The organism is Sphingorhabdus wooponensis (assembly GCF_003933235.1).
GTDB lineage: Bacteria > Pseudomonadota > Alphaproteobacteria > Sphingomonadales > Sphingomonadaceae > Sphingorhabdus_B > Sphingorhabdus_B wooponensis.
Genome location: NZ_RWJI01000001.1, coordinates 1,189,154 through 1,203,244, shown reverse-complemented (window position 1 = coordinate 1,203,244; position 14,091 = coordinate 1,189,154). Strand labels below are relative to the sequence as shown.

The following is a 14,091-nucleotide window of genomic DNA, read 5'->3' as shown; positions in this document are numbered from 1 at the left end:
GCGATTCGTCAAAGAAAAAGGCCGGGGGTGTCCCGGCCTTATATTCTTGCGGATATGCAAAAAGCTTATCTCACTTTCTTCTTGCGGCCCGAACCTGGCGCGCGTCCTAGACCAATGGCCTTGGCCAACTCGCGGCGCTGTTCCGCATAAGCAGGCGCGACCATCGGATAATCGGCGGGCAGTCCCCATTTTGCGCGATAATCATCCGGCGTCATGCCATAATGCGTCATAAGGTGACGCTTGAGCATTTTTAGCTTTTTGCCATCGTCCAAGCAGACAATAAAATCACGCTTTACAGAGTTGCGGATTGGAACAGCGGGTTCCAAGGCTGCTTCTGCCACAATATTGGGACCGGAGATTCCGGACAGAGCCGCATGAACGTTGGAGATTAGGGTGGATACATCGGATACGGCAACACTATTATTGCTCACATGTGCTGCGACAATATCCGCAGTTAGTGTGATTAACAATTCTGCAGCATCGTTACTTTCTTGTGACATATTAGAAACTCCAACCCCCTATACTTTGTATTATTTAGTATAGATGCCATTACATTACCAAAGATACATCGTCAACTAATGCTCTAAAATTTACAATGCATTATAGCTCCAATAGCATCGTAATTGCATCGAGACTTATACCTTCGGCATTTTTATAATAATTTTTTCGACGCCCAATCGCGATAAATCCCGCTTTCAGGTAAAAATCATGCGCATTATTACCATCGCGCACTTCAAGGAAAATTTTGGTTCGACCTGCTTGGCGCGCTCGTTGTATTGTATCGGATAATAATCGTTTTCCTATATTTTGGCCCTGAAGTCTTTGAGCTACACCAATCATCAATAATTCTTGATGATCCAGAACCCAACGGCTCATCGCAAAGCCCCAAACGTTATCGCCATCCTTGGCTAGCAATAGCTCACAATCCGGCAGAACCAGCGTTGATAGACATTGCGCCGCCGTCCATGCTTCTCCAAATCTGGGGTCGAATGCGTCGTGCATGATTGTCATCATGGCCGCTATGTCTCGGGCATCGCCTTCAACGACCTGAATCATTTGGAAAGGGGCGCAGGCTTTGCGTCTGGCGCTCTGCCGTAGATGGGCGTTGCCGCAAGCGGAAGGTTTGCCCGCAAATGCACCCAATGGCGGGCATCGGGCAGCAGGTCCAGCCAATGGCGGTCGGTACTTTGGGGGTCAATGTCACCTGCCACTACAGTGGCCGTGGATAGGTTAAGCAGATCAGAGGGCAGAACCGAACGCGCTGGCGCACATGAATGCCCCTGCGCATCAAATGCCTCAAAGAAATACTCGCCATGGCCGCCTGTCATGACGACGTCTATCGGCGCAGGCTCCGTTAGCTGGCTTCGTCCCATCGCCGCCACCAGAGCGAGGCAACCATAGCCATGTACTTCCACATGCCATGCCAGGCCCAAGGCCTTTGCTGCGGCCACCCCCACCCGAATACCTGTAAAACTGCCTGGTCCGACATTGACCATGACCTGATCCGCCTTGCCGTTGCTGGGCAATGTCGCGATTAGGGGAAGCAAGCGTTCGGCATGACCGCGGCCAATGACTTCATGCGCAGCCGCGACCACATGGTCGTCATCAAACAATGCGACCGAGCACGCCCGTGTCGCCGTATCGATGACCAATGTTCGCATGACCTTTCGTTGGCCGTTTGATCAGAGGATGCTGTTAAAGCGTTCGAACGCGGGCCGTGGGCTACGTTCGAAAATGCTCGCTTTGTCGCCATAGCCCAAGGTACAAATAAAGTTAGATTGCACTTTAGTGCCTGCAAAAAATGCTTCATCCACTGCGGCATTGTTGAACCCTGACATCGCGCCCGTATCCAATCCGAGTGCGCGTGCCGCGAGCATGAAATATGCGCCCTGCAAGCTGCTGTTGCGGAAGGCGGTTTTTTCAATCAACGCATCATTGCCGACAAACCAGCTACGGGCGTCAGTATGCGGGAATAGTTCCGGCAGATTTTCGTAAAATTCGAGGTCCATGCCGATAATCGCGGTCACAGGCGCCTGCAAAATTTTCTCGCCATTGGCTGGCATGGAGCATGCGGCAAGCTTCTGCTTTGCTTCTTCGCTGCAGCAATAAATGATCCGCGCGGGTAAGCAATTGGCCGATGTTGGGCCAAATTTCATTAGGTCCCAAATCTGTTCCAACTGGGCGGACGAAACGGACGTATCCAGATAGCCATTATAGCTACGCGCCTCCCGAAAAAGCTGATCAAGGGCGGCGTCGTTCAGGGGGTGTGACATGATCTCTACCTTCGCAATATGGGAATTTAAGCTGCGCGCACTTCAGTGACTTCAGGCACATAATGCTTCAGCAATTGTTCGATACCGTTTTTCAGCGTTGCGGACGATGATGGGCAGCCGGCACAGGCACCCTGCATTTGCAGGAAAACAACGCCTTTCTGGAACCCACGATAGATGATGTCGCCACCATCATTGGCGACAGCAGGTCGAACGCGGGTTTCAATCAACTCCTTAATCTGGTCCACAATATCGGCATCGGCAGGGTCATCCAAAGGATAATCTGCTGCAGCCGATGGGACTGAGAAGCCAGCGGCCGCAGGCTTGAACAAAGGCATGTTGGCGCTGAAATGGTCCAACAATATGCCAAGCACGTCGGGCTTGAGGCTTGCCCACTCAACACCGGGTGCTGCGGTCACGGAAATAAAGGATTGTCCGAAAAACACGCCCGTCACATCGCCAAGCGCAAAAAGTGCTTCGGCCAAGGGAGAAGCTTCGGCCTCTTCTGGCGACGCAAAGTCTCGTGTTCCCGTGTCCATGACCACACGGCCGGGCAGGAATTTGATGGTCGAAGGGTTGGGTGTCAGTTCAGTTTCTATCAGCATTTCCCGCATGTGGTGCGGCGGCTGACAAAGTGCAAGCCAGAATGTCTTGACAGCGGCCAAGCCTAAGTTGACGGAAAGGAGAATAAGGAGAGCAAAATTGACAAATCAAGCACAGAAAACCGCGTGGATCACCGGGGCATCGTCGGGCATTGGTGAAGCATTGGCCAAGGCATTTGTTGCCAGCGGCGGCTATACGATATTGTCTGGGCGCAATGTCGCGGAGCTACAGCGCGTTGCAACCGAAACGGGCGCAGCGGACCGCTGTCTCATTTTGCCATTTGATACTGTCGATTATGCGGGGCTTGCTGACAAAGTGGCCGAAGCGATATCGTTTCAGGGGCATGTCGACGTGCTGGTGAACAATGCGGGCATTTCCCAACGCTCGCCCGCATTGGACACAGATTTGTCGGTCTATCAACGGATTGTCGATGTCGACCTGCTCGCGCCCATTGCGCTCACACAAGCCTTGCTATCGCATATGGTTTCGCGCGGTAGTGGGCAGCTTGTGATGATCTCCAGCGTGGCAGGTAAAGCGGGTGTACCCATGCGCACCGCTTATTGCGCCGCAAAACATGGGTTGATTGGTTATGCCGACGCGCTGCGCAGCGAAGTGGCGGGGCAGGGGTTGAAAGTCCTTGTTGTCGCGCCGGGTTCGGTCAAAACCAATGTCTCACGTAACGCGCTCAACGCCGATGGCAGTGTGCGCGGTATCAGCGACGCGGCAATCGACAATGGCATTGATCCAAATGAAGTGGCCAGACTCATTTGGGAGGCTGTGGCCAACGGCAAACGCGAAATCATTATTGCTGAGGGGATGGAGGCCAGTATCCCTATTTTGCGTGCGCAGGACCCCGAAAAGCTGTTTGATATGGTCGAGGCGATGGTCGCGGACGGCTACGCCCAGAAGATATCCGCGCAATAGCAGTACTGACGCTAAACTCTGCCTGCGCGGAGGGCTGCGCCCGCCGCAAAGGGTGACAGCGCGGTGATGGCCAATGATGTAGCCGCAAGCAGCTGCATTGCGTTACCGGGATCTTCGGCCAAGGTGCCTGCGCCGAAGATGAGCAATGGAATGGTGATGGGCACCAATAGCAAACCGCCAAGCGCGCTCGCACCGCTTAGGCCCGCGGTGAGGGCCGCAATCATCACGGATAGACCTGACAAAGCGGGTAAAGCCAAAGCCAGACCAAGCAGCAAAGTGCCCAATTGGGCTTCCGGCAAGCCAATGAGCGCGGAACCGACTATCGTGGCCAAAAGCAGGGGGAGGGCAAATGCGACAATCTGCCCAGCGATTTTGGCCGTCGCGACAAGTTCATCGGACCAACCGCGCAGGGCAAGTTGATCAAGTACGCCGGACTGACGATCCGGCAAAATCAGCCGTTCGATGGGCAGAAGCGTCGCGAGCAGCGCGGCGATCCACAATATGCCGCCGCCCGTGCGCGCCAGCAGGGCCTTGTCGGGGCCTGTCACAAAGGGGAATAATGTGGCTACGGCGAGGTAAAATATCACTGGAAGCCATAAGCCGCCACCGGTCCACGCCAAACGCACTTCGCGCGCGACTAGGGCAATAAAAGCCTTCATATGGCAACGCCTTGGCTGTCGAGTGATAGGCTTATTGCGACATTGATGGAGGGCGGCTGATGCGCGGCGACAAGGACAATTCCGCCTGCGGCGGCGCGGCCAATAATTGCCTCATCAAGCCGCGCGCAGCTTGCACTGTCGAGACCATTATAGGGTTCATCCATCAACCAAATATCTGCGCCCGAGGCAAGAACGCGCGCGATACTTGCCCGCTTGCGTTGCCCCGTGGAGAGAAAGTGTACGGGAATATGGGCAAGTTCTTGTAAATCCATTGCGGCTAAAGCCGCTTCGCGTGCCTCGGTGGATGCGCCGTCCATATCTGCCCAAAAGCGGAGTGCGTCCTCAACGGTCATATTGGCATCCAGCGCCAAATTTTCGTCCGCAAGCGCCATGCGGCCTTCAGAATGAATCTTCCCCGAAGTTACCGTCAGTAATCCGGCTACAAGGCGCAACAAAGTGGATTTGCCGCATCCATTGGCGCCCCTGATCCAGATGACGTCACCGGCGCGCGCCGTCACTGATAGGCCACGCAATACCATGCGATTGCCGCGCATGACCGCAACATTGTCAATGTGGAGCGATGGCAGGGATGCTTGACGCGAAGACATATCGCGACTTAGGCAGATATTCGTTCAATTGCAAAAGCAGGATTAGGATATGCACGTTTCACCACTGGATGACGCCGCCCGCGATGCCGCCATGCAACAACTGCCGCAATGGACATATGATGCCGATGCCAAAGGTATCCGCCGTATTTTGCGCTTTGCGGATTTCGCCGAAGCATTCGGTTTCATGACCCGCGTGGCTATTTTGGCCGAAAATGCGGACCATCACCCCGAATGGTTCAACGTGTATAACCGCGTTGAAATTTTGCTGACTACGCATGATGCGGACGGTCTGTCGCAACGTGACATTGACCTCGCCAGCAAAATTGACGTTATTGCGGCTTAGTCTGCACCACGTCGCCAAGTCCGCCCAATAGGCCCAATTGCTTACGCAAACGGTTCGGGAACCAGCGCGCAGAAAAGGCCAATTGCTTCGCCATTTTGTTGACGGGGGTATGCACCTTCTCGCCGTGAATAGCTTCCCATGCCGCAGGCCCAATAATCGAAACGGGGCTGACTTCAACGCCGGCCGATTGCAGCCTTTCTTTACCAGACATGTTACTACCGGCGTCGACATTGCTGATAATGTTGGTGTCAATAAATCCGGGCATTAGGCTGCGCGATTTAATTCCATATGGACGCCATTCAATGTCATGCGCTTCGGCAAGCCCGCGCACGGCAAATTTGGTGGCGCTGTAAACGCTTAAGCCCGCCGAACCATAAATGCCCGCCGCGGAGCTTGTATAGAGCACGCATGCGTCATCGGTGTTCTTCAGGAGATCAAAGCACGCCCGCGTGCCGCTGATCACGCCCGTCAGGTTGATGGCAATCATGCGGTCAATATCTTCGTCGGTCATGTCCTGAATAGGGCCACCAGCACCGATTCCCGCATTGTTGAACAACACGGTCATATGGCCGTTGGTGTGCTTAGCAAATTCGGCGACGGCCTTTTTCCATTGCGCGCGGTCGGTGACATCCAACTTGTGGCGTGAATATTCGCCCTTGGGCAACAAGTCTGCAGTTGCGTCCAAACCTTTTTCATCAATATCCGCCAGACCAACAAACCAGCCCACATTTGCAAAATAACGCGCAACTTCGCGGCCAAGGCCAGACGCGGCGCCCGTAATGAAAATGCTTTTTTGTGCTGTCGACATGATGATGATTCCTCTCTTACTCACATGGTTGTCAGCGACATTAATTTGCCCAAAACGTCAACTGATTATTGTAGGCCTTAAATGGCCTGAAATCCCTTGGCGTAAATATGCCAAGTGAAAATCGCCGCTGCACCGCGATGCGGACGCCAGCGCTCAGCAATGACGCGGATTTCTTTTTCTGATGGTCGCGCATCAAGCTTTAATAGGCGCCCAACGCCTTCTTGCACGGCAAGATCCCCTGCGGGCCATATATCGGGACGGCCCTCGGCAAAAAGCAAATATATCTCTGCTGACCAGCGGCCAATACCCTTTACTTGGGTAAGGTAGGCAATCGCCTCTTCATCATCATCGGGTAGGGCATCCAAGGGCAAGGCACCCGACAGCACCAACTCTGCCAATGACCGCGCATAGCCCTGTTTCTGCCGACTAAGGCCACAACCCCGCAACGCATCAAAATCTTGCGCCAACAGCTGTTCGGGCGGGCATCCCGCGCCGAGCAGGGCTTCTAGCTTGTTCCAGACCGATGCGGCCGCCGCGACGCTGACCTGTTGCCCGACGATCGTGCGCAGCAAGGTGGCGTAGCCGGGCGTGCGTATGCGCGCGTCGGGATAGCCGGTGACAGCTAAGGCCGTGGCGATGCCCGGCTCTATCTCAGCCAGCGCATCAAGCGCGATATGCAACTGCTGTGCGGTCAGGCCCATAAGGCTGGCTTATGCGCCCCGGCGCACGGTGGCCGCGTATAAGGCGATGGCTGCGGCGTTGGATACGTTGAGCGATTCCATCTGTGCGCTAATCGGCAATTTTGCCAATTGATCGCAATGCTCCTCAATATTGCGGCGCATACCGTCGCCTTCTGCGCCCAGCACCAATGCATTGCGTCCCGGCGTTAATGCTTCATCCAGTGTGACCTCTGCATGACCGGACAGACCGATTCGCCAATATCCAGCCTCGGCTATCTCCTCCAGCGCGCGGGCCAGATTAACGACTCGCACCCATGGCGTAATTTCCAGCCCGCCCGAAGCCGCCTTTGCCAATGCACCCGATTCGGGGGGCGCGTGCCTATCTTGCGTCACAACGGCCACCGCATCAAAGGCTGCGGCTGTCCGAAATATCGCGCCGACATTGTGCGGATCGGTGACTTGATCGAGGATGAGCAACGGCCGATTATCGTCATTGGCAAGCGCCAGCGCATCCGTCAGCCAGACATCCTCCAATGGCGCAACCTCAAGCACTAAGCCTTGATGCGGCGCATCTTTCGGTACGAAACGCGCCAAATCATTCACTTCGGCATATTGCACTGTCAGTCCATCAGGTACGACAATCTTGCCAATTTCCTCGCGTGTGCCCCATAAATTGATGAGGCGGCGTTCGGGATTATCGAGCGCGGCATAGACGGCGTGCCGTCCGTAAAATTTCGGATTGCCGCTGATCACGGCAGCACCACGGCGTCGGTGGCTCTTATGTGAAGACATTATATGTACCTGTGCATGAAAAAGAGAATGTTCTGGTGCCCTTTCCCACTTGAGGCATTGACAGGCAAGGGCCCTTTCGCCATTGGGCTGCTTCTTCTGCGGGACCGGCCCTCATGCAAACGCATGTTGCCCCGCGTGAAGATGTGGACAGGTGGCCGAGTGGTTAAAGGCAGCAGACTGTAAATCTGCCCGGTTTTCCGTACGCTGGTTCGAATCCAGCCCTGTCCACCATTTACGCATTTAATCTAAAAATGTCCTAAGCGCTGAGCTGATTTGAACCGTCTTTATGGTTCTCGCTGAAAATCTTGCCAACAACATATAGCATTATGACATGATCGCCCGACTTTGCCGTTGCGGATGCTGAGACTTTGGGCTTAGTTTGACCTGCGTCTGTGTTACAATTTGGTCAAGAGTGCAGATGAATGTTGGCGGCATTATTCTGACGCGGACATGACATTTTTAGGGAGAGGGCAAAATGTCGGAAATCTATCCTGTTTCGGATGACTGGAAGAAAAAGGCATTTGTCACGGCGGAAGGTTACACCGCCGCTTATGCGCAGTCTGTCCGCGACCCGGATACATTCTGGCGCGAGGAGGCAAAGCGCCTTGATTGGATGACACCCTTTACCAAAGTAAAGAATACGAGCTTTCATGAAGCGGATTTCGGCATCAAATGGTTTGAGGATGGCGCGTTGAACGTCTCGGCGAACTGCATTGATCGCCATTTGCCCGAACGCAAAGATGATATTGCAATCATTTGGGAAGGCGATGATCCATCGCAGCAACGGCGGATTACCTTTGGCGAGTTGCATACCGAAGTGTGCCTGATGGCAAACGCTTTGAAGGCATTAGGTGCACAAAAGGGCGACCGCATCACCATATATATGCCGATGATACCCGAAGCTGCGATGGCCATGCTTGCGTGCACGCGTATTGGGGTCATTCATTCGATCGTCTTTGGCGGCTTTTCGCCCGAAGCGCTTGCGGGACGTATTCAGGACTGCGATTCCAATATCGTCATCACCGCTGATGCCGGCATGCGCGGTGGGAAGCTGGTGCCGTTGAAGCATAATGTGGATGCAGCGCTGACGCATTGTGCCTCGGTCAAGGCATGCCTTGTGATACGTCATGTCGGCAACGACATAGATATGCAGGACAGGCGCGATGTCTGGTACCATGATGTGCGTAAAACGGTCCCTTGCGATTGCGCGCCCGAAATCATGGGGGCGGAAGACCCGCTTTTCATATTATACACGTCAGGCTCCACCGGAAAACCTAAGGGCGTATTGCATACCACCGGCGGATATCTGGTGTGGGCAGCGATGACGCATCATTATGTGTTCAACTACACGCCCGGCGAAATTTATTGGTGTGCTGCCGATATTGGCTGGGTCACTGGCCATAGCTATGTCGTTTATGGCCCGCTCGCGAACGGTGCGACGACGGTGATGTTTGAAGGCGTGCCCAATTATCCCGATCACAGCCGATTCTGGCAAATTGTTGACCGTCATCAGGTCAATATCTTCTATGGTGCCCCGACGGCGTTGCGGTCACTGATGCGTGAAGGCGATGATTGGGTGAAGAAAACATCGCGTAGCTCGCTGCGTTTGCTGGGATCTGTGGGGGAACCGATCAATCCGGAGGCATGGGAATGGTATTATCATGTCGTCGGCGAAGGCCGCTGCCCCATTGTTGATACCTATTGGCAGACCGAAACGGGGGCGACGATGATGACGCCTTTACCGGGCGCGCATGCGTTGAAACCGGGGGCTGCATCAAAGCCGATGTTTGGTGTGCAACCCGTGCTTGTCGACGGTGACGGCACATTGTTGGAAGGCGCGACTGATGGCAATTTGTGCATGATCGACAGTTGGCCAGGCCAGATGCGTTCCGTTTGGGGCGATCATGATCGGTTTTTCCAGACTTATTTCACCACTTATCCGGGCAAATATTTTACCGGCGATGGATGTCGGCGCGATGCTGACGGTGATTATTGGATTACGGGGCGGGTTGACGACGTAATCAATGTGTCGGGCCACCGCATGGGCACGGCGGAAGTTGAAAGCGCACTTGTCGCCCATGCCAAAGTTGCCGAGGCGGCGGTGGTCGGGTTCCCGCACGACATAAAAGGGCAGGGCATTTATGCTTATGTCACGTTGAATGCCAATGAGGTAGAGTCCGCGGATATACGTGCGGACCTTATCAAATGGGTACGCCACGAAATCGGCCCAATCGCTACGCCAGATGTCATCCATTTTGCACCGGGTTTACCGAAAACACGTTCGGGAAAAATCATGCGCCGGATATTGCGCAAAATTGCCGAAGGGGATGTGTCCAATTTAGGCGATATCTCGACCCTTGCGGATCCTTCGGTCGTGGAGAATCTTGTGCAATCAAGATCCACCGCCGGATGATTATTCGAAAGTGAAAACGAGAGGCTGAACTGACTGCCCTGACCAGGCGCTTCGTGTCGCGGTGCCCCTTAGATCGTGGCGAAAAGCCAAAGCAATCGCATTGACGGCCATGGGTATCGAGGCACCACGGCGCCCAATATCGCATCGTGAAGTGATTTTATGAGTGTATATTGTTATTTTACAATTAGTTACGCGTTGACACGCGTAAATAAGCGCCGCACTTGATTGTCGTCCGAGGAGAAAGATGATGATTCGATTAAATAGAATGTTCAAAAATGCATGCAAATGCATTGGCTTTATTCTGTCATTGTCGTCTGTATCTTTTCAAGCTGACGCGCAATCGGCCATAGAGCCTGTTATATTGGCACCTGCAAACGGAAGCGTAATTCAATCAGGCACGGAAATTGTTCTGAAATTGCGGGAAGAACTGACAACAGACAAAAAGAAATTGAAGGCAGGATATCGTTTTCAGATGGAAGTCGCGGAACCCGTTCGCCTGAACAATCAGATTATCATCCCGCCCGGAACGCCAGCTATTGGTGAAGTAACTGAAGTGCGTAATAAAGGCATGTGGGGAAAGTCAGGCTATATTGAAGCGCGGGCCATTTCCATGCGGATTGGTGGGCGTACCATCCGCCTTAGCGGCTCGTTCGACGACAAGGGGGCCCCCGGAACAGATATTATTCCCGTTGTTGGCTTTTTCACATCCGGACGCAGCGCGACGATCGCATCGGGTAGCACTGTTAAAGCGTTTCTCGATGAAGACATTGTCGTTGCCCAGCCACCAGCGACATCACCAGCGCCTGCCAAGCCTGCGCCGAAATAAGGTCTAGGGGCGGCCTTAAGCTCTGTTTCATACCGAGAGCAGCTTTGCCGCCTGAATTTGGAGGTGGTGCGCGCCGCCTAAGCTGAGCTGGCTTCAGGCTGTTCCGCGTGTGAGCAACCTGACCGGTACGGGCACGATACTTGGTGCTTCGCCTTTCAGCACCGCGATCAATGCTTCGACCAGCATTTCACCCGCTTGCACATAATCCTGCTCTATCGTTGTTAGCGGCGGCTGCGCATAAGCGCCCATTGCGATGCCATCAAACCCGACGATGCGGACATCTTTGCCAATGCTTATATCATGTTCCTCGAGCGCGCGCATGGCACCCAGTGCGATAAAATCATTCGCACAGAACAAGCCGTCAAATTCAATTTTGTCGCGGATGAGGCCTTGCACTGCGGCGTAGCCTTGGTCTTCACGCACCGCATTTTCGGGGAGTGGCGGACAAATCGGTTGCATCTTCTTATTCGCCATCTGCGCCATATAGGTTGTCAGCCGGTCCTGAAACTGGGGCTGCTCACTATTGGTGGGGCCAATGTAGGCAATATTTTTACAACCTTGTTGTAACAAATGGTCAATGGCCAGCCGCGCGCCTTGCACATTGTCGCTTTTAATCGAAATCAGGTCTTCTTTGCTGGCGCCCCAGCAGATCATCGGTGTTTTGTGCCGGGCATATTCGCCGAAAAACTGCCAACCTGCGATATTCTGACCGCTGCCAATGACAATCAGGCCATCAGCCTGACGACTACCTGTGTAATTGGCAAAGAAATTTGTGGGCGAATCCTGAAATGAGATGATAAGATTATAGCCGCGTTCAGAAGCGGACGCCGCTATGCAGCCCAGTAACGAGAGGTAAAACGGGTTTATGCGCGCTCTATTCTCACCTTGCCGACACAGGATCACCAGTGCAATCGAATAGGTCTGCTGAGTACGCAGGCGAAGGGCGTTGTGGTCAACCGAATAATTCAGCTCATTCGCCAGCGCGACAATGCGCGCGCGCGTGGTTTCATTGACTTTTTTATCACCGCGTAAGGCGCGAGAGACCGTGGGCTGTGACACCCCAAGCATGGCTGCAATTTGATGCGCCGTAACCCGTCCCTCTTTACCCATGCAGTGTTGTTAGCACTGCTAGGCGGTCAAGTCACGCAATGAGGGCCGTTTCTGGCGCAACAAATGCAAGATGAAGGCTTTCTGCAACCGCTAGGCTGGTAACTTTACCCTGATGCACGTTCAAACCAGCCAGCAAGCCGCGACCGATTTCGGTGTTGCTATCCAGTGCCGCCTTGCCCTTGTTAGCTAGCGCAAGGCCATAAGGCAGGGTTGCGTTGTTGAGCGCGGCGGCGCTGGTCTGCGGAACGGCGCCCGGCATGTTTGCGACGCAATAATGAATGATGCCATCCACAACATAAGTGGGCTCGGCATGCGTTGTGGCCCGCGATGTTTCAAAGCAACCGCCTTGGTCAATGGCGACGTCGACCAATACTGCGCCGGGTTTCATCCGCTTCAGCATTTCGCGGGTCACAAGGCGCGGCGCGCTTGCCCCCGGAATAAGCACGGCGCCAATAACGGCGTCGGCAAGGCTAATTTCATGGTCGATGGCTTCTAGTGTCGAATAGCGTGTACGCACCCGCCCGTTGAACATGTCGTCGAGTTGACGCAAACGCGGAATCGAACGGTCAACGATGGTAACTTCCGCGCCAAGGCCAACAGCCATGCGCGCGGCATGTGTGCCAACAACGCCACCCCCCAATACCGTCACACGGCCCGCAGCCACTCCTGGTACGCCGCCGAGCAATATGCCTGCACCGCCTTCGCTGCGGCGCATGGCTTGGCCCGCCGCTTCAATTGCGAGGCGACCAGCGACTTCGCTCATCGGCGCCAATAGGGGCAGGGCGCCGCGATCATCGGTCACGGTCTCATAGGCAATCGCCGTGCATCCGCTAGCAATGAGGCCTTTTGCTTGCTCGGGATCGGGGGCAAGATGCAAATAGGTGAATAGCAATTGGCCTGGGCGAAGTTGTACCCATTCGCTTGGTTGTGGTTCCTTGACCTTAACGATCATGTCGCAGCCAGCGAAAATCTCTTGAGCGCTCGCAGCGATTTCTGCACCGGCGGCACGATATGCATCGTCATTTGCCATGATGCCCGCGCCAGCCCCAGATTGCACCACAACCTGATGACCTGCGGTCACATATTCGCGCACGGCACCTGGCGTCAGTCCAACGCGATATTCATGCACTTTAATTTCGCTAGGGACACCAACACGCATGATTTTCTGCTCCTCAAAAAATGTTGGCAATGATTAGCATTGTCGTGACGCCTAAACTCCGCAAAGATTCGACAAATATGACTATTTGGTGCATATATTCGTCGTATTTGTTATAATGGATGAAAAAATTATGCAGCTTGATCGGGTTGATCGTAAATTATTGGGTGCATTAGTAACAAATGGCCGCGCGACTCAGATGGAGCTGGGGGAGGCGGCTGGATTGTCCCCAAGCGCGGCGGCGCGACGGCAAAAAGCCTTGGAAGATGAAGGCATTTTGCGTGGCTATCGAGCTGATGTAAATTTGCGTAAATTGGGACTGGGGGCAACGGTGATGGTGACAATCACCCTAGACAGCCAAAGCGAAGAGGCGATGGCCGCGTTTGAGGCTGCGGTTGTCAACAGCCCTTCGACCATCCGCTGTCACTTGATGAGCGGACGGAACGACTATCTATTGGTCGTGCGTGCTGCTTCCATCGAGGATTATGAAATCATCCACCGACAGGAAATCGCGCGCTTGCCGCGGGTCGCGCGGATCGAAACAGCATTTGCGTTGCGTGAAGTAGTGAATCGCGCAGTTCCACCGCGTCTTTTCGACATATAAAAGGATTTGAACTTACCCATTTGAAGCTGATCGTGTTTCGTCAATGGAGCAGCCCTATACACAATGAAGCCGACTGCAGGACTGTGACTGTTTTGTCACACGGCCTGAAAAGGACAATGGCATTGACACAAAAATACTTGCTTGGGACAAAATTTGATGTTTGTGTGCACCTGCACAATAAAAGCATAGGTAAAGGCAAAGCCAACCATTGCTTAGGCAGACAGATTTAGCGGGAAGAGAACGGCATCTGCCGGTTGTGGCGCAATGCGTGGCTATCAGGCTCGTAACTACTGTA

Annotated in this window: 17 protein-coding genes and 1 tRNA gene; 6 read left to right on the top strand and 12 right to left on the bottom strand. The window is 54.0% G+C overall.

The genetic code is table 11. The features are described from left to right. Positions 1–65: 65 nt before the first annotated feature. From D7D48_RS05985 to D7D48_RS05965, 5 genes are all read right to left on the bottom strand, one after another. Positions 66–500 carry a Ros/MucR family transcriptional regulator gene (locus D7D48_RS05985; RefSeq protein WP_125230413.1) on the bottom strand — a complete coding sequence of 145 codons (435 nt, stop codon included), beginning with the start codon at positions 498–500 and terminating at the stop codon, positions 66–68. Positions 501–600: 100 nt separating this feature from the next. Next, a complete protein-coding gene (gene rimI, locus D7D48_RS05980; RefSeq protein ID WP_125230412.1) occupies positions 601–1,056 on the bottom strand; it encodes a ribosomal protein S18-alanine N-acetyltransferase in 456 nt (151 codons plus the stop codon). Next, on the bottom strand, positions 1,053–1,661 hold the full coding sequence (tsaB, locus tag D7D48_RS05975) for a tRNA (adenosine(37)-N6)-threonylcarbamoyltransferase complex dimerization subunit type 1 TsaB (protein ID WP_125230411.1): 609 nt from the start codon (positions 1,659–1,661) through the stop codon (positions 1,053–1,055). The genes rimI and tsaB overlap by 4 nt, the downstream gene beginning before the upstream one ends. Before the next feature lie 21 nt (positions 1,662–1,682). Continuing rightward, on the bottom strand, positions 1,683–2,273 hold the full coding sequence (locus tag D7D48_RS05970; protein WP_125230410.1) for a malonic semialdehyde reductase: 591 nt from the start codon (positions 2,271–2,273) through the stop codon (positions 1,683–1,685). A 26-nt stretch (positions 2,274–2,299) separates the two neighbouring features. After that, on the bottom strand, positions 2,300–2,875 hold the full coding sequence (locus D7D48_RS05965) for a NifU family protein (RefSeq protein ID WP_125230409.1): 576 nt from the start codon (positions 2,873–2,875) through the stop codon (positions 2,300–2,302). Positions 2,876–2,972: 97 nt separating this feature from the next. Here D7D48_RS05965 and D7D48_RS05960 point away from each other — a divergent pair, with 97 nt between their 5' ends. After that, positions 2,973–3,797, top strand: a complete 825-nt coding sequence (locus D7D48_RS05960; RefSeq protein WP_125230408.1) for an SDR family NAD(P)-dependent oxidoreductase — start codon at positions 2,973–2,975, stop codon at positions 3,795–3,797. Positions 3,798–3,808: 11 nt separating this feature from the next. On the opposite strand, the gene D7D48_RS05955 is transcribed toward D7D48_RS05960, so the two are convergent. Beyond that, entirely contained in the window at positions 3,809–4,456 is a 648-nt protein-coding gene (locus tag D7D48_RS05955; protein ID WP_125230407.1) for a heme exporter protein CcmB, read from the bottom strand. After that, positions 4,453–5,064 (bottom strand): heme ABC exporter ATP-binding protein CcmA, encoded by a 612-nt coding sequence (gene ccmA / locus D7D48_RS05950; RefSeq protein ID WP_125230406.1) that lies wholly within the window; start codon positions 5,062–5,064, stop codon positions 4,453–4,455. Before ccmA ends, D7D48_RS05955 begins: the two co-directional genes overlap by 4 nt. A gap of 49 nt (positions 5,065–5,113) precedes the next feature. Between ccmA and D7D48_RS05945 the strand changes: the two genes are divergently transcribed. After that, positions 5,114–5,407 carry a 4a-hydroxytetrahydrobiopterin dehydratase gene (locus tag D7D48_RS05945; protein WP_125230405.1) on the top strand — a complete coding sequence of 98 codons (294 nt, stop codon included), beginning with the start codon at positions 5,114–5,116 and terminating at the stop codon, positions 5,405–5,407. Here D7D48_RS05945 and D7D48_RS05940 read toward each other — a convergent pair. The 3 genes from D7D48_RS05940 to rlmB form a co-directional block, all read right to left on the bottom strand. Next, the gene (locus D7D48_RS05940; protein ID WP_125230904.1) at positions 5,394–6,215 is read right to left on the bottom strand and encodes an SDR family oxidoreductase; all 822 of its coding nucleotides are present in this window, start codon (positions 6,213–6,215) and stop codon (positions 5,394–5,396) included. The two genes, D7D48_RS05945 and D7D48_RS05940, sit on opposite strands and share 14 nt — an antisense overlap. Positions 6,216–6,292: 77 nt before the next feature. Continuing rightward, entirely contained in the window at positions 6,293–6,916 is a 624-nt protein-coding gene (locus D7D48_RS05935; RefSeq protein WP_125230404.1) for a DNA-3-methyladenine glycosylase family protein, read from the bottom strand. Positions 6,917–6,925: 9 nt separating this feature from the next. After that, the gene (rlmB, locus tag D7D48_RS05930) at positions 6,926–7,687 is read right to left on the bottom strand and encodes a 23S rRNA (guanosine(2251)-2'-O)-methyltransferase RlmB (protein WP_125230403.1); all 762 of its coding nucleotides are present in this window, start codon (positions 7,685–7,687) and stop codon (positions 6,926–6,928) included. Positions 7,688–7,832: 145 nt separating this feature from the next. On the opposite strand from rlmB, the gene D7D48_RS05925 reads away from it, so the two are divergent. The 3 genes from D7D48_RS05925 to D7D48_RS05915 all read left to right on the top strand — a co-directional run bounded on the left by D7D48_RS05925 (position 7,833) and on the right by D7D48_RS05915 (position 10,926). Further along, positions 7,833–7,918 (top strand) — tRNA-Tyr (locus tag D7D48_RS05925). 244 nt (positions 7,919–8,162) lie between these two features. Then, complete coding sequence (acs, locus tag D7D48_RS05920) at positions 8,163–10,100, top strand: acetate--CoA ligase (RefSeq protein WP_125230402.1); 1,938 nt, start codon at positions 8,163–8,165, stop codon at positions 10,098–10,100. A gap of 361 nt (positions 10,101–10,461) precedes the next feature. Next, on the top strand, positions 10,462–10,926 hold the full coding sequence (locus tag D7D48_RS05915; protein ID WP_245964351.1) for a hypothetical protein: 465 nt from the start codon (positions 10,462–10,464) through the stop codon (positions 10,924–10,926). Positions 10,927–11,019: 93 nt separating this feature from the next. Here D7D48_RS05915 and D7D48_RS05910 read toward each other — a convergent pair whose 3' ends face one another. After that, positions 11,020–12,036, bottom strand: coding sequence for a LacI family DNA-binding transcriptional regulator (locus D7D48_RS05910; RefSeq protein ID WP_125230401.1), 1,017 nt, complete (start codon positions 12,034–12,036; stop codon positions 11,020–11,022). A 31-nt stretch (positions 12,037–12,067) separates the two neighbouring features. Then, on the bottom strand, positions 12,068–13,195 hold the full coding sequence (gene ald, locus D7D48_RS05905; RefSeq protein WP_125230400.1) for an alanine dehydrogenase: 1,128 nt from the start codon (positions 13,193–13,195) through the stop codon (positions 12,068–12,070). Between the two features lie 130 nt (positions 13,196–13,325). On the opposite strand from ald, the gene D7D48_RS05900 reads away from it, so the two are divergent. Then, positions 13,326–13,796 carry an Lrp/AsnC family transcriptional regulator gene (locus tag D7D48_RS05900; protein WP_125230902.1) on the top strand — a complete coding sequence of 157 codons (471 nt, stop codon included), beginning with the start codon at positions 13,326–13,328 and terminating at the stop codon, positions 13,794–13,796. Positions 13,797–14,091: the final 295 nt, after the last annotated feature.